This is a genomic window from Streptomyces sp. NPDC058674 (genome assembly GCF_042716505.1).
Lineage (GTDB): Bacteria > Actinomycetota > Actinomycetes > Streptomycetales > Streptomycetaceae > Streptomyces.
Map to the genome: position 1 here is coordinate 23,359 of NZ_JBHXSC010000054.1, position 26,507 is coordinate 49,865.

The following is a 26,507-nucleotide window of genomic DNA, read 5'->3' on the forward strand; positions in this document are numbered from 1 at the left end:
CGGCCGCGGCTCCTCGGCAGCGGCCGCTCGTCCTGGACGGACCCGGGCTGGATACGATGCCCGGACCGATCACCGTCACGAAAGGCGCACCAATGGCCGGGGAACCGCAGGCCGACTGCCTGTTCTGCAAGATCGTCACAGGGGACGTCCCGGCGACCGTGGTCCGGGAGACCGAGACCACCCTCGCCTTCCGGGACATCACCCCGAAGGCGCCGACGCACGTGCTCGTCATCCCCAAGGCGCACTATCCGGACGCGGCCTCGCTCGCCGCCGCCGAGCCGGGGATCGCCGCCGACGTGCTGCGCGAGGCCGGGCAGGTCGCGGCCGACGAGAAGGTCGACGGCCAGGGCTACCGGATCGTCTTCAACACCGGCGCCGGCGCCGGCCAGACCGTCTTCCACGCGCACGCGCACGTCCTCGGGGGCCGCGGCCTCGAGTGGCCCCCCGGATAGAGCGTGTCCGTACGCGAGTTCGTGGTGCTGGGCACCGCCAGCCAGGTGCCCACCCGCCACCGCAACCACAACGGCTACCTGCTGCGCTGGGACGGGCAGGGCATCCTCTTCGACCCGGGCGAGGGCACCCAGCGCCAGATGCTCCGGGCCGGGGTGGCCGCGCACGACATCAACCGGATCTGCGTCACGCACTTCCACGGCGACCACAGCCTGGGGCTGGCCGGGGTGATCCAGCGGATCAACCTGGACCGGGTCCCGCACCCGGTGACCGCGCACTACCCGGCGTCCGGGCAGCAGTTCTTCGACCGGCTGCGGTACGCGACGGCCTACCGGGAGACGGTGGCGCTGCGCGAGGAGCCCGTGGCCGGGGGCGGGGTCCTGGCGCGGGAGGACTCGTACACGCTGGAGGCGCGTCCGCTCTCGCATCCGGTGGAGTCCTTCGGCTACCGGCTCACCGAACCGGACGGCCGGCGGATGGTGCCGGAGCTGCTCGCGCGGCACGGGATCAAGGGACCGGATGTGGGGCGGCTCCAGCGGGAGGGGCGCCTCGGGGAGACCACCCTGGACATGGTCAGCGAGACCAGGACCGGCCAGCGGTTCGCCTTCGTCATGGACACCAGGCTGTGCGACGGGGTGGCGGAGCTCGCCGCGGGCTGCGACATGCTCGTGATCGAGTCGACCTTCCTCGACGAGGACGTCCGGCTGGCCACCGACCACGGACACCTGACCGCGGGTCAGGCGGCGCGGGTGGCACGGGAGGCGGGCGTGCGGCACCTGGTGCTCACGCACTTCTCGCAGCGGTACTCCGACCCCTCGGAGTTCGAGCGGCAGGCGAGGGCGGCGGGATTCGAAGGGGAGCTGACGGTGGCGGCGGACCTGGCCCGGGTGCCGATGCCCCGGCGGGGTCCGTAGCCCCGGCGGGGCCGGGCGCCGTCGTGCCGGTTCCCGTGCCGGGTTGCCGTGCCGGAGTCGGCGGGGGCCGTAGGCGGGGCGGGGCGGGGCCCGGCGCCGTCGTGCCGGTCTTCGGGCCCGCTCCCCGTGCCGGGTTGCCGTGCCGATGCCCCGGCGGGGTCCGTGGACCCGGCGGGGCCGGGCGCTGCGGTTGGTTCCCGGGCCGGGTTTTCGTGCCGGAGCCGGCGGGACCGGTCGCTCCCGCGCGGTTTCCCGGCGGTGCGTGCGCCCCCGGGCGGGGCGGGCCGGAGCCGTGGACCGCCGTCAGGCCCGCTGGCGGGGACGGCGGGCCGCCGGGGAGCGCAGCAGGGTCCGGCGGGGGGCGCGGCGGAGCCGGATCTCCGCGACCTCCAGCTCCACGGCGCCCACGCGCGGCACCGCGCCCGACGGGGTGCCCGCACCGGCCGCCAGGACCGCGGCGGGGGCGCCGCCGCGCCGGCGGACGGACCCGGCGGTCAGCGGGCGCCCGCCCGCGTGCAGGGCCACGGCGGCCATCGGCCCGGCCACGGCCAGCAGCAGCCCGCCCAGGACCAGCCCCATGCCGGGGAAGCCCGCGGCCTCGTGGTGCGGGGGAGCCGCCGCAGAATGAGCGGGGCCCCTGTCTATCGAGCGGCCCGAGTTGAGGAGAAGAGCGCTCCTGTGGTGATCTGCGCCACACTGGGTTTTGGTACCGTCCGGAGCGGGCAGAGCTGGCAGCTTTCCACCGAACACCCGCGCGCAGAAACGACCCTCCAAGAGCAACGGGGAGTACACCGTGACCAGTAGGGACAGCATCGACAGCCGCTCAGCCGCCGTGGACCCGCTCGGCCCGCTGCGCGACCCCCAGGAACCCGGCTGCGACGTCTTCCTGACCGGAACGGTCTTCCTCGACATCATCTTCACCGGCCTCGACTCGGCTCCGGTGCGGGGCACGGAGTCCTGGGCGCGGGGCATGGGATCGAGCCCCGGCGGCGTCGCCAACATGGCCACCGCCCTGGCCCGCCTCGGCCTGCGCACCTCCCTGGCCGCCGCCTTCGGGGACGACCACTACGGCGAGTACTGCTGGGACGCGTTGGAGCAGGGCGAGGGCATCGACCTGTCGATGTCGCGCACGATCCCCGGCTGGCACAGCCCGGTCACGGTCTCGATGGCGTACGAGGGCGAGCGCACGATGGTCTCGCACGGCCACGAGGCACCGCTCCCCTCGGGCCCCGGGCCGTTCCCGCGGTGTCCGCCGCTGGCCCGCGCGGCCGTCGCGTCACTGGGGCCCGGCCGCGGTGAGGAGTGGATCGCCGAGGCGGCGCGGCGCGGGTCGCGGGTCTTCGCCGACGTGGGGTGGGACGAGAGCGGCCGCTGGGACCTGGGGGCACTGGCCGACCTGGAGCACTGCGAGGCCTTCCTGCCGAACGCGGGGGAGGCGATGCGGTACACGCGGACCGACTGTCCGCTCGCCGCGGCGCGGGCGTTGGCCGAGAAGGTGCCGATCGCGGTGGTGACGATGGGCGCGGAGGGTTCGTACGCGGTGGACGGCCGTACCGGGGAGACGGCGCGGGTCCCGGGGATCGCCGTGGACGCGCTCGACCCGACGGGCGCGGGCGACGTGTACGTGGCGGGCTTCGTCACCGGGACCCTGGCGGGCTGGCCGCTGGCGGACCGGCTGGCCTTCGCGGGGCTGACGGCGGCGCTGTCGGTCCAGGAGTTCGGCGGCTCCCTGTCGGCGCCGGGCTGGCCGGAGGTGGCCCACTGGTGGCACGCCGCGCCGCGGGAGCTGCGCGGTCCGTACGCGTTCCTGGACGAGCTGATGCCGCCGGGCACCACCCCGGCGGCCCGGCGGCGGGCCGTACCGACGATCGGCTTCCGCCACTCCGCGTAGGCCCTGCCGGGCGGGGTACGGCGACGGGCGGGCCGGGCACCCCGCACCGGACCGGGCGCCGCACCCGGCCGGGCGCCGCACCCGGCCCCCGGCCCCCGGCCCCCGTCGAACCGCGCCGTCCCCGTCCGCGGGCCGGGGGCCGGGGGCCGGTCCGGCGCCCAACGGCGGCCCCCCGGCGGACCTGGCCTAAAACCCCTCGGGGAAGGTGCGGCGGCGACGTAGGCTTGGTAGTCCGAGGTCGGCGATCGGCGCGGCCCCTCAGCGGGAGGTATGTGCAGGCCACAGTGCCGGCCCATGACTCAGACACCGACATCCCATACCCCGGCGCCGGGCCAGGCGCGCGCCCACTTCACCGTCCCCGCGACCCATCCGATGGTCACGGTGCTCGGCTCGGGCGACGCCCTGTTGCGCGTGATCGAGAGGGCCTTTCCGAAGGCCGACATCCATGTGCGGGGCAATCAGGTCAGCGCGGTCGGCGAAGCGGCGGAAGTCGCCCTGATCCAGCGCCTGTTCGACGAGATGATGCTGGTGCTCCGCACCGGGCAGCCGATGACGGAGGACGCAGTGGAACGGTCGATCGGCATGCTCAAGGCCAGCGGCAACGGCGGCGGTCCGCAGGAGACGCCCGCCGAGGTGCTGACCCAGAACATCCTCTCCAGCCGCGGCCGCACCATCCGCCCCAAGACGCTGAACCAGAAGCGGTACGTCGACGCGATCGACAAGAACACGATCGTCTTCGGCATCGGCCCCGCCGGTACCGGAAAGACCTACCTCGCCATGGCCAAGGCCGTCCAGGCGCTCCAGTCCAAGCAGGTCAGCCGGATCATCCTGACCCGGCCGGCCGTCGAGGCGGGGGAGCGGCTCGGCTTCCTGCCGGGCACCCTCTTCGACAAGATCGACCCGTACCTGCGCCCGCTCTACGACGCGCTGCACGACATGATCGACCCCGACTCGATCCCGCGCCTGATGGCCGCGGGCACGATCGAGGTGGCGCCGCTGGCATACATGAGGGGTCGCACGCTCAATGAGGCGTTCGTCGTCCTCGACGAGGCGCAGAACACCACCACCGAGCAGATGAAGATGTTCCTGACCCGGCTCGGCTTCGACTCGAAGATCGTCGTCACCGGCGATGTGACGCAGGTCGACCTCCCCGGCGGGGCCAAGTCCGGCCTGCGGCAGGTCCAGGACATCCTGGAGGGCGTGCCGGACGTCCACTTCTCGCGGCTCACGTCCGAGGATGTCGTCCGGCACAAGCTGGTCGGCCGTATCGTCGACGCGTACGAGAAGTACGACGAGAGCCGGCCGGCCCCGGGCGGCCATCAGCGGAAGTAGACCCCAGCGCACCATGTCGATCGACGTCAACAACGAGTCCGGAACCGAGGTCGACGAGCAGGCGATCCTCGACATCGCCCGCTACGCGCTCGCCCGGATGCGGATCCACCCGCTCTCCGAGCTCTCCGTCATCGTGATCGACGAGGGGGCGATGGAGCAGCTCCACATCCAGTGGATGGACCTGCCCGGACCCACCGACGTCATGTCGTTCCCGATGGACGAGCTCCGTCCGCCGGCGAAGGACGAGGAGGAGCCCCCGCAGGGACTCCTCGGTGACATCGTGCTCTGCCCCGAGGTCGCCAAGAAGCAGGGCGAGGAAGCCGCGACGCAGCACTCCATGGACGAGGAGCTCCAGCTCCTGACCGTCCACGGGGTGCTGCACCTGCTCGGGTACGACCACGAGGAGCCGGACGAGAAGGCCGAGATGTTCGGCCTCCAGGCGGCCATCGTCGACGGCTGGCGCGCCGAGCGCGGCATCACCGGCCCGTCCCCGGCCCCGACCGTCTCGTGAACGCGCCCCAGCTGATCACCGGCGCGGTCCTGCTCGTGGTCGTGGCCTGGTTCGCGGCCTGCGCCGAGTCCGGGCTCGCCCGGATCTCCAGCTTCCGCGCCGAGCAGGCCGTGCGCGAGGGCCGCCGCGGCAGCGGCAAGCTGGCCCAGGTGGCCTCCGACCCGACGCGCTACCTCAACGTGGCGCTGCTCGTCCGCGTCACCTGCGAGATGGCGGCGGGCGCACTGGTCACGTACGTCTGCCTCGACGAGTTCGGCGACAACTGGACCGCGCTGCTGGTCGCGATCGGCGTCATGGTGCTCGTCTCCTTCGTCGCGGTGGGCGTCTCCCCCCGCACGATCGGCCGCCAGCACCCCCTGAACACCGCGACGGCCTCCGCGTACGTCCTCGTGCCGCTGGCCCGGGTCATGGGGCCGATCCCGCAGCTGCTGATCCTCATCGGCAACGCGCTCACGCCCGGGAAGGGCTTCCGCAAGGGGCCGTTCGCCTCCGAGGCCGAGCTGCGCGCGATGGTGGATCTGGCGGAGAAGGAGTCGCTGATCGAGGACGACGAGCGCCGGATGGTGCACCAGGTCTTCGAGCTCGGCGACACCCTGGTGCGCGAGGTGATGGTGCCGCGCACCGACCTGGTCTGCATAGAGCGCTACAAGACGATCCGTCAGGCGACCACGCTCGCGCTGCGGTCCGGCTTCTCGCGCATCCCGGTGACCGGGGAGAACGAGGACGACATCGTCGGGATCGTCTACCTGAAGGACCTGGTCCGCAAGACGCACATCAGCCGCGAGGCGGAGTCCGACCTGGTCTCGACGGCCATGCGCCCGGCCCTCTTCGTGCCCGACACCAAGAACGCGGGCGACCTGCTGCGCGAGATGCAGTCGGTGCGCAACCACGTGGCGGTCGTCATCGACGAGTACGGCGGCACGGCCGGCATCGTCACCATCGAGGACATCCTCGAGGAGATCGTCGGTGAGATCACCGACGAGTACGACCGGGAGCTCCCGCCGGTCGAGGACCTGGGCGGCGACCGCTACCGCGTCACGGCCCGCCTGGACATCACCGACCTCGGCGAGCTGTTCAAGGTCGAGGCCTTCGACGACGAGGACGTCGAGACGGTCGGCGGGCTGCTGGCCAAGGCGCTGGGCCGGGTCCCGATCACGGGTGCCTCGGCGATGGTGGAGCTGCCGGACGGGCGTCCGCTGCGGCTGACCGCCGAGTCCCCGGCGGGCCGGCGCAACAAGATCGTGACGGTACTCGTGGAGCCGGTCGACCCGTCGGCCGGCGAAGGCGAGGAGGGCGAATGACCCCGGCGCGGCTGCGCGCGCTCTGCCTGGGTTTCAACGCGGCGGTGGAGGAGTTCCCCTTCACGCCGGAGACCTCGGTCTTCAAGGTGCTGGGCAAGGTCTTCGCCCTCAGCGCGCTGGACGCGGAGCCGCTGAAGGTGAACCTCAAGTGCGAACCGGAGCTCGCGGTGCGGCTCCGGGAGGAGCACGCGGCGATCGTGCCGGGCTACCACATGAACAAGCGGCACTGGAACACCGTCACGGTGGGCGGGCCGGGCGGGCTGCCGGACGCGCTGGTGCGGGAGCTGGTCGAGGACTCGTACGACCTCGTGGTGGCGGGCCTGCCGAAGGCGGAGCGACTGCGCCTCGACCGCCCGTAGGACGGGTGCGCGGGACCGGCCCGGGGGTGCGGGCGTGCGGTCACCGCAGGGGAGGGGAAGCGTCCGGGCGGGGTCGTCGTGCGGCGTGGCCCGGACGCTCCCTATGCTTCCGCCCATGACCGACAGCACCGGGATCGACCCCGAGGACAGCAAGATCATCACGCTGGCGCGCAGTGCCAGGGCCCGCAACGGCGTGCCCGAGGGGGCGGCGGTGCGCGACGAGACGGGCCGCACCTACGTCGCCGGAACGGTGGAGCTCGACTCCCTGAAGCTCAGCGCGCTGCAGACCGCCGTTGCGATGGCCGTGGCCAGCGGGGCGCGGTCCCTGGAGGCCGCCGCCGTCGTCAGTACGGCTGATTCCCCGGCCCCGGCCGACCGGGCGGCCGTACGCGACCTCGGCGGCCCGGACACCCCGGTCCTGCTGGCCGGCCCGGACGGCACCCTGAAGTCGACCACCCCGGCGGGCTGACGCCGACCGGCCCGGCGGGCGGAAGCCGCCCCCGGCCGGCTGATGCCGACCGGCCCCGCGCGGCCGTTCGCCCGCCCCGGCTCCGGGGGGCCCGGCTCCTGGCCCGGCCGAGGGGGTCAGGCCGGCGCGGGCGGCGGCGGCGCGGGGTGCGCGGGGGTCCGGCGGATCACCATCGCCATCAGGGCGGCCACCGCGCACAGCGCCCCGGAGGCGTACCAGACCACGTCGTAGGAGCCGAAGGCGTCCCGCGCGAGGCCGCCGAGGAAGGCCACCACCGCCGCGCCGATCTGGTGCGAGGCCAGCACCCAGCCGAAGACGATCGCGCCGTCGTCCCCGTACTGCTGCCGGCACAGTGCGATCGTCGGCGGGACGGTCGCGACCCAGTCCAGGCCGTAGAAGACGATGAAGAAGATCAGCGGCGGGCGGACGGACGGGGCCAGCAGCATCGGCAGGAACAGCAGCGAGACCCCCCGCAGGGCGTAGTAGACGGCCAGCAGCCGCCGGGCCTCGAAGCGGTCCGTGAACCAGCCCGAGGCCACCGTGCCGACCACGTCGAACACGCCGATCACCGCGAGCAGCCCGGCCGCTGCCGTCACCGGCATCCCGTGGTCGTGTGCCGCCGGTACGAAGTGGGTCCGCACCAGGCCGTTCGTGGAGGCGCCGCAGATGGCGAAGGTGCCGGCCAGCAGCCAGAACGGGCCCGTCCGCGCCGCCTTGAACAGCACCGCCACGGCCCGGCGCGCGGCTCCCGGGACGGGCGCGGGCTTGGCGGCGTACACCCCGCCGTACGGCGCGAGGCCCACGTCCGCGGGATGGTCGCGCAGCAGCAGCCACACGAACGGGACGACGGCGACCGCCGCCGCCGAGACCGTCACCGCCGCCGGACGCCAGCCGTGGTGCTCCACCAGCCAGGCGAGCAACGGCAGGAAGATCAGCTGTCCGGACGCCCCGGCCGCGGTCAGGACGCCGGTGACCAGCCCGCGCCGGGCGGTGAACCAGCGGTGGGTCACCGTCGCCGCGAAGGCGAGCGCCATCGAGCCGCTGCCCAGCCCCACCAGCACCCCCCAGAACAGGACCAGTTGCCAGGAGGCGGTCATCCACACGGTGGCCAGCGAGCCGCCGGATATGACGAGCAGGGCCACCGCGACGACCCGGCGGATGCCGAAGCGGTCCATCAGCGCGGCGGCGAAGGGGGCGGTGAGCCCGTACAGGGCCATGTTGACGGAGACGGCCAGGCCGATCGTGCCGCGGGACCAGTCGAACTCGGTGTGCAGCGGATCGATGAGCAGTCCGGGCAGGGAGGCGAAGCCGGCGGCGCCGATGATCGTCACGAAGGCGACGGCCGCGACGAACCAGGCGCGGTGGACGCGCCCCGCCGGACGGGGGGCGGGCGGAAGGGCCGTGGAGGCGGGGGCTGTCTGGGTCACGCGGCCAGTCTCCGGCCGCCGGACCCCCGCAGACAGTGGCCTGACTGTCATGCTTCGCTACGATCGGGCCATGGAGCCGTCCGCGCAGCAGCAGCCCCCGGAACAGCGCCCGCAGCAGCCCTCGGAGCAGCGCCCGGAGGGGGAACGCCCGGAGGGGGAACGGCCGGCGCGGTCCGGTCCGCGGCCGGACGGTCGCGCGCGGCACCGCGTCGTGGTCCTCGCCCTCACCGGGCTGCTGCCCTTCGAGCTCGGCATCCCGCACCGCATCTTCGGACGCGCCAAGGACCCGTCGGGGCGGCCGCTCTACGAGATCCTCACCTGCGGGCTCGCCCCCGGGCAGGTGCGCACCGACGCCGACTTCGCGATCCACGTCGAGCACGGGCCGGAGCTGCTGGCCACCGCCGACACGATCGTGGTGCCGGCCTCGTACGAGCTGGGGCCGGTGCACGAGCACGGACGGCTGGACGGGGAGCTCGCCGCCGCCCTCGCGCACATCCGCCCCGGCACCCGGCTCGTCGCCATCTGCACGGGCGGCTACGTGCTGGCCGCGGCGGGATACCTCGACGGCCGCCCGGCCACCACCCACTGGGCCTGCGCCGAGCACTTCCAGCGGCTCTTCCCGGCCGTGCGGGTGGACCCCGGGGTGCTCTACACCGACGACGGGGACGTGCTGACCTCCGCGGGGGTGGCCGCCGGCATCGACCTGTGCCTGCACATCGTGCGCCGGGACCACGGCGCGGCCGTCGCCAACGACGTCGCCCGGCGGACCGTCGTACCGCCCCACCGGGACGGCGGTCAGGCGCAGTTCATCGAGCGCCCGGTGCCGGAGCCGCAGCTCGCCAGCACCACGGCGGCCCGCGCCTTCGTACTGGACCGGCTGCACGAGCCGCTGCGCCTGACCGAGCTGGCCCGGCAGGAGTCGATGTCGGTGCGGACCTTCACCCGCCGCTTCCGGGAGGAGTCCGGGATCAGCCCCGGCCAGTGGATCACCGGGCAGCGCGTGGAACGGGCCCGGCGCCTGCTGGAGCGCACCGACCTGCCGGTGGAGCAGGTGGCGCGGGAGACGGGCTTCGGGACGGCCCAGTCGCTGCGCAAGCACGTGCAGGCGGCGATCGGGGTGAGCCCGACGGCGTACCGGCGCACCTTCCGCTCCGCGGGGGCGGACGACGGGGCAGACGACGGGGAGGGCGGCTGAGCGGGCGGCGGGGCGGAGGTGCCCCCGGGCCGGGTGCCGGGGCCGGGTGGGCCGGGCGGGTCGTCCCGGCGGGTGTGGAGATTCCGGAGGCGGCCGGGTTGACCGTACGGGCCGTGGCCGACGGAACCACAGCTCAGGGCCGTGCCGGACACACCGGGCACCCCCTGCCCGTCCCCCTCGTCGCGGGCGGGAGCGCCCTCGCGGCCGGGCCTTGGTCGGCGCTGGGAGCGGCATCGGGGAGAATGGCCCGTATGAGCGATCGTTCCCCCGAGTCCACCAGCCCGCACCGTGCGGGCTTCGCCTGCTTCGTCGGCCGCCCCAACGCGGGCAAGTCGACCCTCACCAACGCACTCGTGGGCACCAAGGTCGCGATCACCTCCAACCGGCCGCAGACCACCCGCCACACCGTCCGCGGCATCGTGCACCGCCCCGACGCGCAGCTCGTCCTCGTCGACACGCCCGGCCTGCACAAGCCGCGCACCCTGCTCGGCGAGCGTCTCAACGACGTCGTCCGCAGCACCTGGTCCGAGGTCGACGTCATCGGCTTCTGCCTGCCGGCCGACCAGAAGCTCGGCCCCGGCGACAAGTTCATCGCGAAGGAACTCGCGGGGATCAAGAAGACCCCCAAGATCGCGATCGTGACCAAGACCGACCTGGTCGAGTCCAAGCAGCTCGCCGAGCAGCTGCTGGCCATCCACCAGCTCGCCGCCGAGCTCGGCTTCGAGTGGGCCGAGATCGTGCCGGTCTCCGCCGTCGGCGACAGCCAGGTCCAGTTGCTGGCCGACCTGATCGCGCCGCTGCTGCCCGAGAGCCCGCCGCTGTACCCGGAGGGCGACCTCACGGACGAGCCCGAGATGGTGATGGTGGCCGAGCTGATCCGCGAGGCCGCCCTGGAGGGCGTGCGCGACGAGCTCCCGCACTCCATCGCCGTGGTCGTCGAGGAGATGATCCCGCGCGAGAACCGCCCGGCGGACCGGCCGCTGCTCGACATCCACGCCAACGTCTACATCGAGCGGCCGAGCCAGAAGGGCATCATCATCGGCCCCAAGGGCGCCCGCCTGAAGGAGGTCGGGATGAAGTCGCGCAAGCACATCGAGGCGCTGCTCGGCACCCCGGTCTTCCTCGATCTGCACGTGAAGGTCGCCAAGGACTGGCAGCGGGACCCCAAGCAGCTCCGCAAGCTCGGTTTCTGATCCGGCTGCCGGAACACCCGCCGCCGAAACACCCGGACGCCGAACGAGGACGGGGCCCGTGCCTGAGCACGGGCCCCGTTCCCGTCCCCCCTACGCCCGCGCGGACGCGGGCCGGGGCAGCCTGCGGACCTTGACCGCGTTGTCCGTGCGCATCCCCTGGGTGCCGTCGGGCTGTGTCTGGACCCGCTCGTGCTCCTCGGCCACCAGCACCTCCCAGTCCCCCTCGGGCAGCTCCAGCTGCTCCACCACCTCGTCCGGGGTCGGGAAGTGCACCTCCGGGTGCGGGTTCTCCTGCCAGGGCGCCCAGCCGCCGTGGCCGACGACCAGCAGGATCCCGCCCGGGGCCACGGCGGCCGCAGCCCTGCGCAGAATCCGTTCCCGCGGGAACTCGCCGTACGTGTGCAGGAAGCACGCGGACACCAGGTCGAACTCGCCCGCCGGGAACGACTCGGCCAGGTCGTGCCGCTGCCACTCGACGAGGTCGGCCACCCCCGCCTCGGCGGCGTGCCCGGCCGCCTTCTCCAACGCCACTCCGGAGATGTCCGTCCCGGTCACCCGCCAGCCGCGCCGGGCCAGCCACACGGCGTCGCCGCCCTCGCCGCAACCGAGGTCGAGCGCCCGGCCCGGGGGAAGTGCGGCCACCTCCCGGACCAGGGCGGCATTGGCGTCGCCGCTCCAGATCCGCTCGCTCTCGCGGTAGCGGCCGTCCCAGTACTCCTCCCCGCCCTCGGCGATCCGCGCGTCCTCGTGCGGGGGCGCGTGCTCGTTCTCGGGCCGGGGGTGCCGGGGGTGCTGGTGCTGGTGCTGCTCGGACACGTGATCCTCCTCGACCGGGACTGCGGTGACAGCGCCGATGCTGCGCCCGGCCCGCCCGATGGGCAAACTACGTTGCCGTTCCGGCAAACCGCGTCCGGCGGGCGGCGTCGTCGCGGAAGCGGTCCGGCGGATCAGCCGTTCCGCGGCTCCGCGATCAGTGCCGTCGCCACCCGGCGGAAACCGATGCGCCCGTAGACGCGCGCCACGTCCTCGTCGCCCGCCGAGAGGAAGACCGTACGGGCCCCCCGCCCGAGGGCGTGTGCGACCAGGGCCGCCGTGACCCCGAGGGCCAGGCCCTGGCGGCGGGCCGACGGGAGGGTGCCGACGCCGACGACCTCGGCGACGCCGCCCACCGGGTTGTACTGGCCCGCGCACAGCACCACGCCGTCCCGCACGGCGGCCGCCATCACGGTGCGGCCCGACGCGATCATCGCGGACACCCGGGCCCGGCCCGCCTCCGCGTCCGGCCCGGCCGCGGCGGCGGCCAGCTCGGCCGGACCGGCCTCGCCCACCGCCGTGCCCGGAGCCGCGAAGGCCAGGGCCGGGACCGTCACCGCCGCCGTCAGCAGCGGGTCGTCCGCGGCGAGCAGCCGGACCTCCGGATGCGCGGGGACCGGCGCCGAGTCCGGGTCCAGCACCATCAGGGGGTGCGCGTGGACCTCCAGCCCCGCCGCCTCGGCGGCGGCCCGCAGCCAGGGGCTGGTTTCGGCCACCCACTCGAAGGACTGGGGCACTTCCAGCTCCCGCTGCCGGGCCAGCACCCGCTCCACCTCAGCCGGGGCGGCCCCCGCGACGCCGCCGAGCGCGGGCCGGGCGTAGTACTGCCAGCCCTCGCCCTCCTGTACGAAGAGGGTCAGCGACCCGAAGTCCTCGGCCCGGGCCCCGCCCACCCGCGGCACGGTGTCGTAGTACTGCTCCAGCTCGGACAGGGTGCGGTCGGCCATCTGATCGGTCATCGGGCCATCCAAGCAAAGCGCCCCTGCTCAGGCACCCTCTTTTAGGACGCGGGAGACCAGCGACCGCTGCGCCTCGGAGAGGTGCGGCTCCCGGCACGCCACCGTCCGGCCGTCCACGGTGATGGTGTAGGAGAAGCCGTCCCGGACCTCGCCCGCCGGATCGCCCGCCGGATCGCCCCCCGGGTCGGGGCCGCCCGCCGGGTCGGGCCGCAGCGCCCGGTCGGCCAGCGCCCGCCACTCGTCCTCGTCCGGCGCCCCCGAGGTGTCCACCTCGCCGCGCCGCTCGATCGCCGCGAAACCGCCCGTCCGCACCACTGAGATCCGCATGTCCGCCTCCTACCCCAGGCCGACCGCCGACCACGCCTTCTGGAGCGCCCGGTGCTCCGCGCCGCCCTCCCCGTACCGGGCGACGGCCGCCGCGACGGTCAGGGCGGCGAAGTCCGCGAACCGGGCGTCGGCGGCCAGTTCCCCGCCGGTCAGCGTGTCGTACCAGACCTGTCCGGCCCGCTCCCAGGCCCTGCCGCCCAGCTCGGACGCCGCGATGTAGAAGGCGTGGTTGGGGATGCCGGAGTTGATGTGCACGCCGCCGTTGTCGCGGACGGTCTCGACGTAGTCGTCCATGGTGGCCGGCTGCGGGTCCTTGCCGAGCTCGTCGTCCTCGTAGGCCGTCCCGGGCGCCTTCATCGAGCGCAGCGCCAGGCCGCTGTCGACGGCGGGTCCGAGCAGCCCGGCGCCGATCAGCCAGTCCGCCTCGGCGGCCGTCTGGTCGAGCGCGTACTGCTTGATGAGGGAGCCGAAGACGTCCGACACGGACTCGTTCAGGGCGCCCGACTGGCCGTGGTACTCCAGGTTCGCCGTGTACTGGGTGACTCCGTGCGTCAGCTCGTGCCCGATGACGTCCACCGGCACCGTGAAGTCCAGGAAGAGCTCCCCGTCCCCGTCGCCGAAGACCATCTGCTGCCCGTCCCAGAAGGCGTTGCTGTACTCCCGGCCGTAGTGGACGGTCGCGTCCAGCGGCAGCCCGGCGCCGTCGATCGAGTGCCGGCCGAAGCCCTGGAGGAACAGCTCGTACGTCGCCCCCAGCCCGGCGTACGCGCGGTTGACGGTGACGTCGTCACCCGCCGGATCGCCCTCGCCGCGCACCTTCAGGCCGGGCAGCCGGGTGCGGTGCTGTGCGTCGTGGACGGTCCGGTCCGGTCCGTCGGTGGCGGGCGCGGCCGGGGGGAGTGCGTCCGGGGCGGGCGCGACGCCCCGGACGGCGGTGACCCGCCGGCGGGTGCGCAGCAGGGAGTCGCGCTCCAGGGTGCGCCGGGCGAGATCGGCGAAGCGGGGGTTCCGGGACCGGGCGATGCGGTCGAGAAGGTGCGGCGGCACGACGGTGCAGAAGACGGGGTGGGGGTGAGAGCGGGAGGCGTCCATGCGGGAAATGTGGCAGTGGGTCACGCGCCTGTCACTACCTGCAACCATGATTCATTCACTCGTCTGAACGGCGGGCCGCCGAGTTGACGGACCCGCCGAAATCGGTTGGGTAAAAGCGGCATACTTCACACAGGGTGTAAATCGGACCGGAGGGTCTTGCATACTGAAACAGGACCCCCGTACCCGGCGCGGCTCGGCTAGGCTCGGCCCATCATGCGTTTCGGGCTGCTTCTCCTTAGCCGCCGCGGCGAGGGTCTGTAGTCGTAGGCCGGCCCCCTCCCCGCGGAGTTCGGTGCTGCGGTTTCGCCACCGCCCGTCGGCCGTCCCAGCGAACTACACGCGGACACGCGAGGAGCCCAACGCCATGAGCCAGCAGCCTTTTGTCGGTCGCCCCACGCCCATCACCAACGCGACCCACACCCAGCGGCCCTCCGGGATGCCGATCCACAAGTACGGCTTCTACGAGCAGGTCGAGATCCCGGACCGCACGTGGCCCGACGCCCGCGTGACCAAGGCTCCCCGCTGGCTGTCGACCGACCTGCGCGACGGGAACCAGTCGCTGATCGACCCGATGACCCCCGCCCGCAAGCGCGAGATGTTCGACCTGCTGGTGCGCATGGGCTACAAGGAGATCGAGGTCGGCTTCCCCTCCTCCGGCGAGACCGATTTCAACTTCGTGCGCTCCATCATCGAAGAGGGCGCGATCCCGGACGACGTCACCATCTCCGTACTGACCCAGGCCCGCGAGGACCTGATCGAGCGGACCGTGGAGTCCCTGGTCGGCGCCAGGCGCGCCACCGTCCACCTGTACAACGCGACCGCCCCGACCTTCCGACGGGTCGTCTTCCGCGGCTCCAAGGAGCAGATCAAGCAGATCGCCGTCGACGGCACCCGCCTGGTCATGGAGTACGCCGAGAAGCTGCTGGGCCCGGAGACGACCTTCGGCTACCAGTACAGCCCGGAGATCTTCACCGACACCGAGCTGGACTTCGCCCTGGAGGTCTGCGAGGCCGTCTGCGACGTCTGGCAGCCGGGCGAGGGGCGCGAGATCATCCTGAACCTGCCCGCCACCGTGGAGCGCTCGACGCCCTCCACCCACGCGGACCGCTTCGAGTGGATGGCCCGCCACCTGACCCGCCGCGAGCACGTCTGCATCTCCGTGCACCCGCACAACGACCGCGGCACCGCCGTCGCCGCCGCCGAGCTGGCCCTGATGGCCGGCGCCGACCGCATCGAGGGCTGCCTGTTCGGTCAGGGCGAGCGCACCGGAAACGTCGACCTGATCACCCTGGGCATGAACCTGTTCTCCCAGGGCATCGACCCGCAGATCGACTTCTCGCAGATCGACGAGATCCGCCGCACCAGCGAGTACTGCAACCAGATGGAGGTCCACCCGCGCCACCCCTACGCGGGCGACCTGGTCTACACCGCCTTCTCCGGCTCCCACCAGGACGCCATCAAGAAGGGCTTCGACGCGATGGAGGCCGACGCGGCCGCCGCCGGCAAGACCGTGGACGACATCGAGTGGGCCGTGCCGTACCTGCCCATCGACCCCAAGGACGTCGGCCGCTCCTACGAGGCCGTCATCCGCGTCAACTCGCAGTCCGGCAAGGGCGGCATCGCCTACGTCCTGAAGAACGACCACAAGCTGGACCTGCCGCGCCGTATGCAGATCGAGTTCTCCCGGATCATCCAGGCCAAGACCGACGCCGAGGGCGGCGAGGTCACGCCGAAGGCGATCTGGTCGGTCTTCCAGGACGAGTACCTGCCCAACCCCGAGAACCCGTGGGGACGCGTCCAGCTGCGTTCCGGCCAGACCACCACCGACAAGGACGGTACGGACACGCTGACCGTCGAGGCGGTCGTGGACGGCGTGGACACCGTGCTGGACGGCACCGGCAACGGTCCGATCTCGGCCTTCTTCGACGCACTGGCCGGCATCGGCATCGACGCTCGCCTGCTGGACTACACCGAGCACACCATGAGCGAGGGCGCCTCCGCCGTCGCCGCCTCGTACATCGAGTGCGCGATCGACGGCCGCGTCCTGTGGGGCATCGGCATCGACGCCAACACCACCCGCGCCTCCCTGAAGGCGGTCATCTCCGCCGTCAACCGCGCGGGCCGCTGACCCACCCCTCGGAAAACCCCGCCGCCTCCCCCGTGGAGGGGCGGGGTGCCGCCGTACCGCGGGGGCGCAGACCGGCCAAGTCCCGGCCCCGCGGCAAGGTTGTCCGGTCACACGACTGACGCATCCTCACCGATGTGGCTAACATCACGGCCACCCGGCGATGTTGCCGGAGGGTTACGGAGGTGCGACGTGCTGCCAGTTCGGGGTGGGGACGGCCGGAAGCTGAGGGTCTGGGGCACCCGTACCACCTGGAGCACCGTGGGCGACGGGGAGTTCTTCTGCCCCGCCTGCGGTGGGGACCGCAACTACCGGCGGCGCACCGGTCGCCGCCGCTTCACCGTCCTCGGGGTGCCGCTGGTGCCGCGCGGGCAGGCCGGGCCCGTCGTGGAGTGCCACGGCTGCCGCGAGCGCTTCGACACCGAGGTCCTGGACCACCTGACGACCACCCGCTTCACGGCGCTGCTGCGCGACGCGGTGCACACGGTGACCCTGGCCGTGCTGGCGGCCGGCGGGACGGGCTCGCGCAGCGCCCTGGAGGCCGCGGTGGGCACCGTACGGGCCGCGGGGTTCCAGGACTGCTCGGAGGGGCAACTGGAAGCCCTGGTGGAGGCGCTGTCCAGCGACGAGGGCCGGCTCGGGCTGTACGACGTGCCCGAGTGCTGCGGGGCCGCGCTGTCGATAGAGCTCCACGAGGCGCTGGAGCCGCTGGCCCCGCACCTGGCCGCGCCGGGCCGCGAATCAATTCTGCTGCAGGGCGCCCGGATCGCCCTGGCGGACGGCCCGTACATCCCGGCCGAGCGCGAGGTGCTCGCCACGGTGGGCGCGGCGCTGCGGATCGACACGGACGAGGTGGTCCGGCTGCTGTCGGAGGTACGGGCCCCGTAGGGCGGTGGCGGCGCCGCGTGGCCGCGCCCCGCCTCCACCGCACCGGCCGTATCCGAAACCGGCCACCACGGCCGCGTCCGACGTAACGATCCGGCCTCGCAACGCCGGACCGGAGGCCCGCGCACACCCTGCGCAGCGGTGGAGGGCGCCGGTCCGCGCCCGGTGTACCGGCCAGGCGAACGGGCCGCAACCAGGGCGTCGCCTCCGTCCCGCCGGATCTTCGTAAAGGCCTCGTGCGCAGGTCACCCCGGGGGCTCCGGGCTGCCGCGAGGGGCCGGGGCTCCGCTTTCGGACGCGTGCCCCATACTCCTGCGCCACGGACGGCGCCATGGGAGGAACCTCCAGATCGACAGCGCCGCAGGGGCAACAGTCTGTAGAAGTCGACGGTATCTGTGAGCACCCCCACAGGCGTTCAATTCCGGTCACACGACGAGACGCCGCCGGTAACACAGCGCGGCTTCGATGCACGTGAACTCACTGACGGCCCTGACGGATCAACGGGTTGGCGACCCACTCCGGCCGGGGCAACCAGATCTCCCTCGCGCATCCCACCTCTTGAAGGGCAAGGCAGAGATGTCACGTGTCGCCGCCCGGCTTTCCGCCAGCGGACAGAAGAACACGCACCCGGTCGACGAGGTGCTCCCCCTCCCCAAGCTCGCTCTGTACGGCTTCCAGCACGTACTCGCCTTCTACGCCGGCGCGGTGATCGTCCCGATCATCGTCGGCAACGCGCTGAAGCTGAGTCCCGAACAGCTCGTCTACCTGATCAACGCGGACCTCTTCACCTGCGGTATCGCCTCGATCATCCAGGCCTGGGGCATCGGCCGGATCGGCGCGCGACTGCCCCTGATCCAGGGCGTGACCTTCACCGCCGTCTCCCCGATGATCGCGATAGGCCTCGGCGCGGGCGGCGGCACCGCCGCGCTGCTCGTCATCTACGGAGCGGTCATCACCGCCGGCATCGCGACCTTCGCCTTCGCCTGGCTGCCCGCCCGGGCGTTCCGGACGGTCATGCGGCTGTTCCCGCCGGTCGTCACCGGCACGGTCATCACGGTGCTGGGCATCGTCCTGATCCCGGTCGGCCTCAACGACGCGGCCGGCGGTGTCGGGAGCCCGGACTTCGGGGACCCGAAGCACTTCGCCTACGCCGGCGGCACGATGCTCTTCATCCTCGTCCTGATGAAGATCGGCAGGCCGTTCCTGTCCAGCATCTCGATCCTCCTCGGCCTGGTCGGCGGCACCGCGGTCGCCTTCCTCCTCGGAGACGCGAAGTTCGACGACGTCGGCGACTCCGGCTGGATCGGCGTCACCACGCCCTTCCACTTCGGCGTCCCGAAGTTCGAGTGGTTCCCGATCCTCCTGATGCTCATCGTCATGCTGATCACCATGGTCGAGACGACCGGCGACACCCATGCCGTCGGCGAGATCGTCGAGAAGGACATCGACAGCGAGACCGTGGCCCGCGCGCTGCGGGCCGACGGCGCCGCGACCGCCCTCGGCGGCATCCTCAACTCCTTCCCGTACGTGGCCTTCGCCGAGAACGTCGGGCTCGTGCGGATGACGAAGGTCAAGAGCCGGTTCGTGGTCGTCGCCGCCGGCGTCTTCATGATCGTCCTGGGTCTGCTGCCCAAGGCCGCGGCGATCGTCGCCGCGGTCCCGCACGGAGTCCTCGGCGGCGCGGCGACCGTCATGTTCGCCATGGTCGCGCTGGCCGGCATCCAGACCCTGGGCCAGGTGGACCTCAAGGAGGAGAAGAACGCGCTGATCGTCGGCGTCTCCCTGGCCTTCGCCCTGCTTCCCGCGACCGTCCCCGTCTTCTTCACCCGGCACATGGACGCGGACCTCTCGTCCCTCCTGAACAGCGGAGTCACCCTCGGTGCGACGGCCGCCATCGTCCTCAACCTGATCTTCAACGGCCTGGCCCAGGACGACGTGCCGGCCGTCCCCGGGGTCGAGCTGCCGCCCCGGGCGGCGGAGCCGGACCAGGGCGCGGAACCGGGCCGGGCCCCGGCCCCGGCTGCCGCGGCTCCGGTCCCGGCTCAGGCCGCGACTGCGGCCCCGGCCTCAACTCCGGCCGCGGCTCCCGCTCCGGTCGAGCACGCGGACGGCGCGGGGACGCCCGCCACCTGATCCCTCCCCGGGGCCGCCACCCCCGCCCGGACCCCGGTCCCGGCGGGGCGACGGCGCTGTCCCCGTACGGGTGTCCCCGTACGGGTGAGCGGCAGGGGACAATGGGCGCATGAGCCTGTTCCGCGACGACGGCATCGTGCTGCGCACCCAGAAGCTGGGTGAGGCGGACCGCATCATCACACTGCTGACCCGGGGCCACGGCCGGGTCCGGGCGGTCGCCCGGGGGGTTCGGCGGACGAAGTCCAAGTTCGGCTCCCGGCTGGAACCTTTCTCCCACGCCGACGTGCAGTTCTTCGCCCGCGGCAGCGAGCTGATCGGCCGCAGCCTCCCCCTCTGCACGCAGACCGAGATCATCGCCCCGTACGGCAACGGCATCGTCACCGACTACGCCCGCTACACCGCCGGCACCGCCATGCTGGAGACCGCCGAACGGTTCACGGAGAACGAGGGCGAACCCTCCGTACAGCAGTACCTGCTGCTCGTGGGCGCCCTGCGCACGCTCTCGCGCGGCGAACACGAGCCGCACCTCATCCTCGACGCCTTCCTGCTGCGCTCCCTCGCCGTCAACGGCTACGCGCCGAGCTTCGAGGACTGCGCGAAGTGTGGGATCCACGGCCCCAACCGGCACTTCTCCGTCGCCGCGGGCGGGGTGATATGCGGGGACTGCCGGGTGCCCGGCAGCGTCGTACCCTCGTCTGAGTCCATCGCCCTGCTCAGCGCCCTGCTGACGGGCGACTGGAACCATGCCGACGCGTGCGAGGCGCGTCACGTGCGGGAGGGCAGCGGACTGGTCTCCGCCTACTTGCACTGGCATCTGGAGCGCGGGCTGCGCTCCCTGCGATACGTCGAGAAATAGGAGCTGGGCACATGGCACGACGCGGGATTCTGGGACGCTCTCGCCGCGAGTACAAGGTTCCCGAGCCGCACCCGTCCGGTGCCCGCCCGCCGAAGATCCCCGGCGAGCTGGTTCCGAACCACGTCGCGGTCGTCATGGACGGCAACGGCCGCTGGGCCAAGGAGCGCGGACTGCCGCGCACCGAGGGGCACAAGGTCGGCGAGGGCGTCGTGCTCGACGTGCTCAAGGGCTGCCTGGAGATGGGTGTCAAGAACCTCTCGCTGTACGCCTTCTCGACGGAGAACTGGAAGCGCTCGCCCGACGAGGTCCGCTTCCTGATGAACTTCAACCGCGACGTCATCCGCCGCCGCCGCGACGAGATGAACGAGCTGGGCATCCGCATCCGCTGGGTCGGCCGCATGCCGAAGATGTGGAAGTCGGTCGTCCAGGAGCTCCAGGTCGCCCAGGAGCAGACCGTCGACAACGACGCCATGACCCTGTACTTCTGCGTGAACTACGGCGGCCGCGCGGAGATCGCGGACGCGGCGCAGGCCATCGCGCGCGACGTCGCGGCGGGGCGGCTCGATCCGTCGAAGGTGAACGAGAAGACCTTCGCGAAGTACATGTACTACCCGGACATGCCGGACGTGGACCTGTTCCTGCGGCCGAGCGGCGAGCAGCGCACGTCCAACTACCTGCTCTGGCAGAGCGCGTACGCCGAGATGGTCTTCCAGGACGTCCTGTGGCCCGACTTCGACCGCCGCAACCTCTGGGCGGCCTGCCTGGAGTACGCCCAGCGCGACCGCCGCTTCGGCGGCGCCCTCCCGAACCAGGCGGAGGGCCCCACCGGCTGACCAGGGCCGATACGCCCGGCCGTCGCCCGCTGCCCTACGATCCGCTGTCATGGACACGGATGGGGTGCAGTCGGTGGAACGGACCGGGCAGGCGGTCGAGCTCGTCTACCGGACGACTCGGGCGGACCTCGAGCACGCCTTGCGCGCGCGGGACGCCCACACCGCCGCGGGACGCCGCAGGCGGTGGGCGTTCCCCGTCGGAGGGACGCTGGGCCTGGGGTTCAGCGTGCTGGCGACGGTGTGGGGGGAGCCGCTTGTCGGGAAGCCGCTGCTCTTCCTCGCCTGCGGAGTCGCGTTGTGGGTCCACACGCTCTTCGGCCCGCGGCTCCAAGCGCGGGCCTTCGCAGGGATGCTGGAGAAGGCGGGGGAGACCCGCACCGTCGTGGACGACTCCGGGGTCCTGGTGACGGCCGCCACCTGCCGGACGCACATCGGCTGGGAGGCGCAGCCGACGTACGTGGAGACGGCCGAGGCGTTCCTCATGCTCAGCGATGACAAAAGGGCGGTGGCCATGACGGTCCTGCCCAAGAGAGGCATCCGGGCCCCGGCCGACGCGGACGGCCTGCGCGCGGTCCTGGACGCGCACCTGCGCAGGCGGTAGGCATCCGCCGGTCCCGCCGAATGCGGGACCGGCGGGAACCGACAGGGCCTAGGCGGGAGCGGGGGCGGCCGCGCAGTCCGCGCAGGTGCCGAAGATCTCCACCGTGTGGGCCACGTTCACGTAACCGTGCTCGGCCGCGATGGACTCCGCCCACTTCTCCACGGCCGGACCCTCCACCTCGACGGCCTTGCCGCACGTGCGGCAGACCAGGTGGTGGTGGTGGTCCCCGGTGGAGCAGCGCCGGTAGACCGACTCGCCGTCGCTGGTGCGCAGGACGTCGACCTCGCCGGCGTCCGCGAGGGATTGGAGGGTGCGGTAGACGGTGGTCAGGCCCACGGAATCGCCACGGTGCTTGAGCATGTCGTGGAGTTCCTGGGCGCTGCGGAACTCGTCCACCTCGTCCAGCGCCGCCGCCACTGCGGCCCGCTGCCGGGTGGATCGTCCTCGTACTGGCGCGGTATTCATCTCGCCAGGCGCAGTCGCCACCGGTTCCTCCTCGTATCGGCCTCGGCCCATTGTGCCAGGCGGCCGACTCCCCTAGACCTTCACGTCGTCTCGGGTGCAGACCTCTTCGGCCGCGCGCGCCGCTTTCGCCCGGCGCCGGGCCAGGGGCGTCGACAGCGCCGTCATCACCGTGAAGACGGCGATCGCGAGCAGCACGATGGTGGCGCCGGAGGGCGCGTCGAGGTAGTACGTGGTGGCCGTGCCGGTCAGCGAGACCAGCACGCCGATGGCCATCGCCGCCGAGAGGGTCGCGGTGAACCCGCGGGTGACGCGCTGGGCGGCCGCGACGGGGATCACCATCATGGCGCTGACCAGCAGCAGGCCCACGATGCGCATCGCGACGGTGACGGTGACGGCGGCGGTGACCGCCATCAGCAGGTTGAGCGCGCGCACCGGCAGGCCGGTGACGCGGGCGAACTCCTCGTCCTGGCACACGGCGAACAGCTGGCGGCGCAGACCGACGGTGACGGCGAGGACGAACGCGGCGAGGACGACCACGGCCGTGATGTCCTCGGCCGAGACGGTGGTGATGGAGCCGAAGAGGTAGCTGGTCAGATTGGCGGTGGAGCCGCCCGGCGACAGGTTGATGATCATGACGCCGCCGGCCAGGCCGCCGTAGAAGAGCATGGCGAGCGCGATGTCGCCGCTGGTCCTGCCGCGGGAGCGGATGAGTTCCATGCCGACGGCGCCGACGACGGCGACCAGGGTGGCCATCCACACGGGGCTGGTGTTCAGCAGGAAGCCGAGCGCGACGCCGGTCATGGCCACGTGGCCGATGCCGTCGCCCATGACGGCCTGGCGGCGCTGGACCAGGTACGTGCCGATGGCCGGGGCGGTCAGGCCGACGAGGACGGCCGCGAGCAGGGCCCGCTGCATGAAGGCGTAGTCGAGGATCTCCATCAGCTCAGCAGTCCCGTCCGGAGGGGCTCGGCGTCGTGCGCCGCGTGGGGGTGTACGTGGTCGTGGCCGGGCAGGGCGTGCTGCCCCACGGCCTCGGGCGGCGGGCCGTCGTGGACGACGCAGCCGTCGCGCAGGACGACGGCGCGGTCGATCAGCGGTTCCAGCGGACCCAGCTCGTGCAGGACGAGCAGGACGGTGGTCCCGGCGGCGACCTGGGTGCGCAGGGCGTTGGCGAGGACCTCCTGGTTGGCGAGGTCCACACCGGCCATCGGCTCGTCCATGATCAGGAGTTCGGGCTCGACGGCGAGGGCCCGGGCGATGAGCACCCGCTGGTGCTGGCCGCCGGAGAGGGCGTTGACCGAGGCGTCGGCATGGGCATCCATGTCCACCAGGGACAGGGCGCGCGTGACGGCCTCCCGGTCGGCCCTGCGCAGGAGGCCGAAGCGGGACCGGGCGAGCCGCCCGGAGGAGACGACCTCCCGCACGGTGGCGGGGACGCCGCTGGCGGCGGTGGTGCGCTGGGGGACGTACCCGACCCGCGACCAGGTGCGGAAGCGCCTGAAGTCCGTACCGAAGAGGGACAGGGCGCCGTCGGTCAACGGGACCTGGCCGACCACGGCGCGGACGGCCGTGGACTTGCCGGAGCCGTTGGCGCCGAGCAGGGCGACGACCTCCCCGCGGTGGACGGCGAGGTCGACCCCGCGCAGCACGGGGCGCGAGCCGAGCGAGGCCGAGGCCCCGCGCAGGGATATGACGGGCTGGTCCGCTGCCCGTCCCGGTGTGGACTGCATGGCTCGCGCCTCCGTTGCTGCTGCTGTCATCACTTGGCTCCGAGCGCCTTCTGGAGGTTCTTCAGGTTCGACCGCATGACCTCGAAGTAGTCGTCGCCCTGGGACGTGTCGCTGATCCCCTCGAGGGGGTCGAGGACGTCGGTCTTCAGGCCGGTGTCCCGGGCGAGGGTCGTGGCCGTCTTGTCGCTGGCCAGGGTCTCGAAGAACACGGTGGTGACATTGTCCTTCCTCGCGACCGCCTGGAGCTCCTTCATCCGGGCGGGGCTGGGCTCGGACTCGGGGTCGACGCCGGCGATGCCCTCCTGGTCCAGGCCGTAGTGCTCGGCGAGGTAGCCGAAGGCGGAGTGGGTGGTGATGAAGGTCCTGGAGGCGGTGTTCTTCAGGCCGTCCTTGAACTCGGTGTCCAGCGCGCCCAGTTCGGCGACCAGGTCCGCAGTGTTCTTCTTGTAGTCCGCCGCGTGGTCGGGGTCTGCCTTCTCCAGGGACGCGCCGACGCCCTTGGCGATCTCCGCGTACTTGCTGGGGTCGAGCCACACGTGCGGGTCCTTGCCGCCCTCGTCGTGCCCGTGGTCGTGGCCGTGGCCCTCGGCCTCGGCTCCGCCCTCGGCCGCGTGGTCGTGGCCGTCGTGGCCGGAGGCCGCGTGCGCCTCGAGCTCGGTGAGGGTGGCGGCGTCGACCACGTTCTTCACGCCGGACTGCGCGACGGCCTCGTCCACGGCGGGCTGGAGGCCCTTGAGGTAGAGGACCACGTCGGCCTCGCCGAGCTGCGCGGTCTGCTTGGGGGTGATGTCCAGGTCGTGCGGCTCGACACCCGGCTTGGTCAGGGTGGAGACCTTCACGTGGTCCTTGCCGATCCGCTCGGCGAGGAACTGCATGGGGTAGAACGACGCCGTCACGTCGAGCCCGCCGCTCCCGCTCCCACTGGCGGCGCCGGCGTCGGAGCAGGCGGTGAGGGCCGTGGCGCCGAGGGCTACGGCTCCGGCGAGGGCGGCTGCGGGTATGAGGCGTCGTACGTTCATGACATCCATTTTCATCAAAGATGGAAACGGTTGTCAACAAGCCAGGTGGGAGGGCGGGGGCGGGCCGTGGAAGGGGGATCCGATTTGAAGGGGAGGGTACGGGCGCCGGTAACCTAAAGGCTTCGCCGTTCGTCCTCGTACTGAAGAGAGCACCGTGGCCGCCGACAAGATCGAGACCATCGTCAGCCTGAGCAAGCGCCGTGGCTTCGTTTTCCCTTGCAGTGACATCTACGGCGGCTCCAAGGCCGCCTGGGACTACGGCCCGCTCGGTGTCGAGCTCAAGGAGAACATCAAGCGCCAGTGGTGGAAGGCGATGGTCACCGGGCGTGAGGACATCGTCGGCCTCGACTCGTCCGTGATCCTGGCCCCCGAGGTCTGGGTGGCCTCCGGCCACGTCGCGACCTTCTCGGACCCGCTGACCGAGTGCACCGCCTGCCACAAGCGCCACCGCGCGGACCACCTGGAAGAGGCGTACGAGGCCAAGCACGGCCGGCTGCCCGCCAACGGCCTCGCCGACGTCAACTGCCCCCACTGCGGCGTGAAGGGCCAGTTCACCGAGCCCAAGCAGTTCTCCGGCATGCTGGAGACCCACCTCGGCCCGACCCAGGACTCCAAGGCCTACCTGCGCCCGGAGACCGCCCAGGGCATCTTCACCAACTTCGCCCACGTGCAGACCACTTCGCGCAAGAAGCCGCCCTTCGGCATCGCGCAGATGGGCAAGTCCTTCCGGAACGAGATCACTCCGGGCAACTTCATCTTCCGCACCCGCGAGTTCGAGCAGATGGAGATGGAGTTCTTCGTCAAGCCGGGCGAGGACGAGCAGTGGCAGGAGTACTGGATGGCGGAGCGGTGGAACTGGTACCGCGACCTCGGCATCCGCGAGGAGAACATCCGCTGGTTCGAGCACCCGAAGGAGAAGCTGTCCCACTACTCGAAGCGCACCGCTGACATCGAGTACCGCTTCAACTTCGGCGGCAACGAGTTCTCCGAGCTGGAGGGCGTGGCCAACCGCACCGACTACGACCTGAAGGCCCACTCCGCCGCCTCCGGCCAGGACCTCACCTACTTCGACCAGGAGGCCGGCGAGCGCTACACCCCGTTCGTCATCGAGCCGGCGGCCGGTGTCAACCGCGCCATGCTCGCCTTCATGCTCGACGCGTACATCGAGGACGAGGCCCCCAACGCCAAGGGCGTCATGGAGAAGCGCACCGTGATGCGCCTCGACCCGCGCCTGGCCCCGATCAAGGTCGCCGTCCTGCCGCTGTCCCGCAACCCGCAGCTGTCGCCGAAGGCCAAGGGCCTCGCCGCCGACCTGCGCAAGAACTGGAACATCGAGTTCGACGACGCGGGCGCCATCGGCCGCCGCTACCGCCGCCAGGACGAGATCGGTACGCCGTTCTGCGTCACCGTCGACTTCGACACCCTGGACGACAACGCGGTGACCGTGCGCGAGCGCGACACCATGAAGCAGGAGCGCGTCTCCCTGGACCAGATCCAGAGCTACCTCGGCAGCCGCCTGCTCGGCTGCTAGGTGTATTGACCCGCAGCGTTGTTCACACGGCTGATGGGTGGCTTGCCGTCGAGTGCGGTGTGGCAGCGGTGGTGGTTGTAGGTGTGGAGGAAGTCT

General features: G+C 72.3%; 26 protein-coding genes and 2 pseudogenes. 17 read left to right on the plus strand and 11 right to left on the minus strand.

All coding sequences use genetic code 11. The annotated features are described in order from the left end of the window. The first annotated feature begins 92 nt into the window (after nt 1–92). Both ACFWU6_RS24555 and ACFWU6_RS24560 read left to right on the plus strand, forming a co-directional pair. On the plus strand, nt 93–452 hold the full coding sequence (locus ACFWU6_RS24555; protein ID WP_383803831.1) for a histidine triad nucleotide-binding protein: 360 nt from the start codon (nt 93–95) through the stop codon (nt 450–452). Between the two features lie 3 nt (nt 453–455). After that, nucleotides 456–1,364 carry a ribonuclease Z gene (locus ACFWU6_RS24560; protein WP_383803829.1) on the plus strand — a complete coding sequence of 303 codons (909 nt, stop codon included), beginning with the start codon at nt 456–458 and terminating at the stop codon, nt 1,362–1,364. A 303-nt stretch (nt 1,365–1,667) separates the two neighbouring features. Here the strand turns inward: ACFWU6_RS24560 and ACFWU6_RS24565 are convergent. After that, a pseudogene (locus ACFWU6_RS24565) lies at nt 1,668–1,964 on the minus strand (MFS transporter); the annotation flags it as partial. A gap of 193 nt (nt 1,965–2,157) precedes the next feature. On the opposite strand from ACFWU6_RS24565, the gene ACFWU6_RS24570 reads away from it, so the two are divergent. The 6 genes from ACFWU6_RS24570 (at nt 2,158) to ACFWU6_RS24595 (ending at nt 7,227) form a co-directional block, all read left to right on the plus strand. Continuing rightward, a complete protein-coding gene (locus ACFWU6_RS24570; RefSeq protein WP_383983057.1) occupies nt 2,158–3,255 on the plus strand; it encodes a PfkB family carbohydrate kinase in 1,098 nt (365 codons plus the stop codon). 294 nt (nt 3,256–3,549) lie between these two features. After that, complete coding sequence (locus ACFWU6_RS24575; protein ID WP_383803825.1) at nt 3,550–4,587, plus strand: PhoH family protein; 1,038 nt, start codon at nt 3,550–3,552, stop codon at nt 4,585–4,587. A 13-nt stretch (nt 4,588–4,600) separates the two neighbouring features. Then, nucleotides 4,601–5,098 carry an rRNA maturation RNase YbeY gene (gene ybeY, locus ACFWU6_RS24580; RefSeq protein WP_383803823.1) on the plus strand — a complete coding sequence of 166 codons (498 nt, stop codon included), beginning with the start codon at nt 4,601–4,603 and terminating at the stop codon, nt 5,096–5,098. Next, entirely contained in the window at nt 5,095–6,399 is a 1,305-nt protein-coding gene (locus tag ACFWU6_RS24585) for a hemolysin family protein (protein WP_383983059.1), read from the plus strand. The genes ybeY and ACFWU6_RS24585 overlap by 4 nt, the downstream gene beginning before the upstream one ends. Beyond that, complete coding sequence (locus ACFWU6_RS24590; RefSeq protein WP_383803819.1) at nt 6,396–6,758, plus strand: MmcQ/YjbR family DNA-binding protein; 363 nt, start codon at nt 6,396–6,398, stop codon at nt 6,756–6,758. Before ACFWU6_RS24585 ends, ACFWU6_RS24590 begins: the two co-directional genes overlap by 4 nt. Nucleotides 6,759–6,873: 115 nt before the next feature. Continuing rightward, nucleotides 6,874–7,227 (plus strand): cytidine deaminase, encoded by a 354-nt coding sequence (locus tag ACFWU6_RS24595; protein ID WP_383983061.1) that lies wholly within the window; start codon nt 6,874–6,876, stop codon nt 7,225–7,227. 116 nt (nt 7,228–7,343) lie between these two features. On the opposite strand, the gene ACFWU6_RS24600 is transcribed toward ACFWU6_RS24595, so the two are convergent. Then, on the minus strand, nt 7,344–8,654 hold the full coding sequence (locus ACFWU6_RS24600; protein ID WP_383983063.1) for an MFS transporter: 1,311 nt from the start codon (nt 8,652–8,654) through the stop codon (nt 7,344–7,346). Nucleotides 8,655–8,703: 49 nt separating this feature from the next. On the opposite strand from ACFWU6_RS24600, the gene ACFWU6_RS24605 reads away from it, so the two are divergent. Both ACFWU6_RS24605 and era read left to right on the plus strand, forming a co-directional pair. Then, nucleotides 8,704–9,849, plus strand: a complete 1,146-nt coding sequence (locus ACFWU6_RS24605) for a GlxA family transcriptional regulator (protein WP_383983065.1) — start codon at nt 8,704–8,706, stop codon at nt 9,847–9,849. Between the two features lie 242 nt (nt 9,850–10,091). Then, entirely contained in the window at nt 10,092–11,042 is a 951-nt protein-coding gene (gene era, locus ACFWU6_RS24610; RefSeq protein WP_383803811.1) for a GTPase Era, read from the plus strand. Nucleotides 11,043–11,132: 90 nt separating this feature from the next. Here era and ACFWU6_RS24615 read toward each other — a convergent pair whose 3' ends face one another. The 4 genes from ACFWU6_RS24615 to ACFWU6_RS24630 all read right to left on the minus strand — a co-directional run bounded on the left by ACFWU6_RS24615 (nt 11,133) and on the right by ACFWU6_RS24630 (nt 14,233). Further along, on the minus strand, nt 11,133–11,777 hold the full coding sequence (locus tag ACFWU6_RS24615; protein WP_383803863.1) for an SAM-dependent methyltransferase: 645 nt from the start codon (nt 11,775–11,777) through the stop codon (nt 11,133–11,135). Between the two features lie 212 nt (nt 11,778–11,989). Further along, nucleotides 11,990–12,814 (minus strand): GNAT family N-acetyltransferase, encoded by an 825-nt coding sequence (locus ACFWU6_RS24620; protein WP_383803809.1) that lies wholly within the window; start codon nt 12,812–12,814, stop codon nt 11,990–11,992. Between the two features lie 27 nt (nt 12,815–12,841). After that, complete coding sequence (locus tag ACFWU6_RS24625) at nt 12,842–13,141, minus strand: protealysin inhibitor emfourin (RefSeq protein WP_383803807.1); 300 nt, start codon at nt 13,139–13,141, stop codon at nt 12,842–12,844. A 9-nt stretch (nt 13,142–13,150) separates the two neighbouring features. Next, the gene (locus ACFWU6_RS24630) at nt 13,151–14,233 is read right to left on the minus strand and encodes a M4 family metallopeptidase (protein ID WP_383803805.1); all 1,083 of its coding nucleotides are present in this window, start codon (nt 14,231–14,233) and stop codon (nt 13,151–13,153) included. 364 nt (nt 14,234–14,597) lie between these two features. On the opposite strand from ACFWU6_RS24630, the gene leuA reads away from it, so the two are divergent. From leuA to ACFWU6_RS24660, 6 genes are all read left to right on the plus strand, one after another. Then, on the plus strand, nt 14,598–16,361 hold the full coding sequence (leuA, locus tag ACFWU6_RS24635) for a 2-isopropylmalate synthase (RefSeq protein ID WP_383803803.1): 1,764 nt from the start codon (nt 14,598–14,600) through the stop codon (nt 16,359–16,361). A gap of 189 nt (nt 16,362–16,550) precedes the next feature. Beyond that, nucleotides 16,551–17,246 (plus strand): TerB family tellurite resistance protein, encoded by a 696-nt coding sequence (locus tag ACFWU6_RS24640; protein WP_383983067.1) that lies wholly within the window; start codon nt 16,551–16,553, stop codon nt 17,244–17,246. A 573-nt stretch (nt 17,247–17,819) separates the two neighbouring features. Further along, complete coding sequence (locus ACFWU6_RS24645) at nt 17,820–19,376, plus strand: nucleobase:cation symporter-2 family protein (protein ID WP_383983069.1); 1,557 nt, start codon at nt 17,820–17,822, stop codon at nt 19,374–19,376. Nucleotides 19,377–19,485: 109 nt separating this feature from the next. Further along, entirely contained in the window at nt 19,486–20,232 is a 747-nt protein-coding gene (recO, locus tag ACFWU6_RS24650) for a DNA repair protein RecO (protein WP_383803798.1), read from the plus strand. A gap of 11 nt (nt 20,233–20,243) precedes the next feature. Next, nucleotides 20,244–21,065, plus strand: coding sequence for an isoprenyl transferase (locus ACFWU6_RS24655; protein ID WP_383803796.1), 822 nt, complete (start codon nt 20,244–20,246; stop codon nt 21,063–21,065). 49 nt (nt 21,066–21,114) lie between these two features. Then, nucleotides 21,115–21,666: a hypothetical protein gene (locus ACFWU6_RS24660; protein ID WP_383983071.1), complete on the plus strand. Its 552-nt coding sequence runs from the start codon at nt 21,115–21,117 to the stop codon at nt 21,664–21,666. Nucleotides 21,667–21,714: 48 nt separating this feature from the next. On the opposite strand, the gene ACFWU6_RS24665 is transcribed toward ACFWU6_RS24660, so the two are convergent. The 4 genes from ACFWU6_RS24665 to ACFWU6_RS24680 are packed head-to-tail and all read right to left on the minus strand — an operon-like array spanning nt 21,715 to nt 24,880. Next, on the minus strand, nt 21,715–22,152 hold the full coding sequence (locus ACFWU6_RS24665; protein WP_383803793.1) for a Fur family transcriptional regulator: 438 nt from the start codon (nt 22,150–22,152) through the stop codon (nt 21,715–21,717). 51 nt (nt 22,153–22,203) lie between these two features. Beyond that, nucleotides 22,204–23,070 carry a metal ABC transporter permease gene (locus tag ACFWU6_RS24670; RefSeq protein ID WP_383803791.1) on the minus strand — a complete coding sequence of 289 codons (867 nt, stop codon included), beginning with the start codon at nt 23,068–23,070 and terminating at the stop codon, nt 22,204–22,206. Then, nucleotides 23,070–23,861, minus strand: a complete 792-nt coding sequence (locus tag ACFWU6_RS24675; protein ID WP_383803861.1) for a metal ABC transporter ATP-binding protein — start codon at nt 23,859–23,861, stop codon at nt 23,070–23,072. The genes ACFWU6_RS24670 and ACFWU6_RS24675 overlap by 1 nt, the downstream gene beginning before the upstream one ends. 29 nt (nt 23,862–23,890) lie before the next feature. Next, entirely contained in the window at nt 23,891–24,880 is a 990-nt protein-coding gene (locus tag ACFWU6_RS24680; RefSeq protein ID WP_383983073.1) for a metal ABC transporter substrate-binding protein, read from the minus strand. Nucleotides 24,881–25,034: 154 nt separating this feature from the next. On the opposite strand from ACFWU6_RS24680, the gene ACFWU6_RS24685 reads away from it, so the two are divergent. Next, nucleotides 25,035–26,411 (plus strand): glycine--tRNA ligase, encoded by a 1,377-nt coding sequence (locus tag ACFWU6_RS24685; RefSeq protein ID WP_383803787.1) that lies wholly within the window; start codon nt 25,035–25,037, stop codon nt 26,409–26,411. Here the strand turns inward: ACFWU6_RS24685 and ACFWU6_RS24690 are convergent. Next, nucleotides 26,408–26,507 (minus strand): annotated as a pseudogene (locus ACFWU6_RS24690) (IS481 family transposase); the annotation flags it as partial. The gene ACFWU6_RS24685 and the pseudogene ACFWU6_RS24690 overlap by 4 nt on opposite strands.

Bases quoted from the DNA above. Each gene is read 5' to 3' on its own strand.
- ACFWU6_RS24555 (WP_383803831.1), top strand. From the start codon at position 93: ATGGCCGGGGAACCGCAGGCCGACTGCCTGTTCTGCAAGATCGTCACA.
- ACFWU6_RS24670 (WP_383803791.1), bottom strand. From the start codon at position 23,070: ATGGAGATCCTCGACTACGCCTTCATGCAGCGGGCCCTGCTCGCGGCC.
- ybeY (WP_383803823.1), top strand. From the start codon at position 4,601: ATGTCGATCGACGTCAACAACGAGTCCGGAACCGAGGTCGACGAGCAG.
- ACFWU6_RS24575 (WP_383803825.1), top strand. From the start codon at position 3,550: ATGACTCAGACACCGACATCCCATACCCCGGCGCCGGGCCAGGCGCGC.
- ACFWU6_RS24625 (WP_383803807.1), bottom strand. From the start codon at position 13,141: ATGCGGATCTCAGTGGTGCGGACGGGCGGTTTCGCGGCGATCGAGCGG.
- ACFWU6_RS24595 (WP_383983061.1), top strand. From the start codon at position 6,874: ATGACCGACAGCACCGGGATCGACCCCGAGGACAGCAAGATCATCACG.
- leuA (WP_383803803.1), top strand. From the start codon at position 14,598: ATGAGCCAGCAGCCTTTTGTCGGTCGCCCCACGCCCATCACCAACGCG.
- ACFWU6_RS24605 (WP_383983065.1), top strand. From the start codon at position 8,704: ATGCTTCGCTACGATCGGGCCATGGAGCCGTCCGCGCAGCAGCAGCCC.
- ACFWU6_RS24660 (WP_383983071.1), top strand. From the start codon at position 21,115: ATGGACACGGATGGGGTGCAGTCGGTGGAACGGACCGGGCAGGCGGTC.
- ACFWU6_RS24680 (WP_383983073.1), bottom strand. From the start codon at position 24,880: ATGAACGTACGACGCCTCATACCCGCAGCCGCCCTCGCCGGAGCCGTA.
- ACFWU6_RS24620 (WP_383803809.1), bottom strand. From the start codon at position 12,814: ATGACCGATCAGATGGCCGACCGCACCCTGTCCGAGCTGGAGCAGTAC.
- ACFWU6_RS24645 (WP_383983069.1), top strand. From the start codon at position 17,820: ATGTCACGTGTCGCCGCCCGGCTTTCCGCCAGCGGACAGAAGAACACG.
- ACFWU6_RS24675 (WP_383803861.1), bottom strand. From the start codon at position 23,861: ATGCAGTCCACACCGGGACGGGCAGCGGACCAGCCCGTCATATCCCTG.
- recO (WP_383803798.1), top strand. From the start codon at position 19,486: ATGAGCCTGTTCCGCGACGACGGCATCGTGCTGCGCACCCAGAAGCTG.
- ACFWU6_RS24630 (WP_383803805.1), bottom strand. From the start codon at position 14,233: ATGGACGCCTCCCGCTCTCACCCCCACCCCGTCTTCTGCACCGTCGTG.
- era (WP_383803811.1), top strand. From the start codon at position 10,092: ATGGCCCGTATGAGCGATCGTTCCCCCGAGTCCACCAGCCCGCACCGT.
- ACFWU6_RS24590 (WP_383803819.1), top strand. From the start codon at position 6,396: ATGACCCCGGCGCGGCTGCGCGCGCTCTGCCTGGGTTTCAACGCGGCG.
- ACFWU6_RS24655 (WP_383803796.1), top strand. From the start codon at position 20,244: ATGGCACGACGCGGGATTCTGGGACGCTCTCGCCGCGAGTACAAGGTT.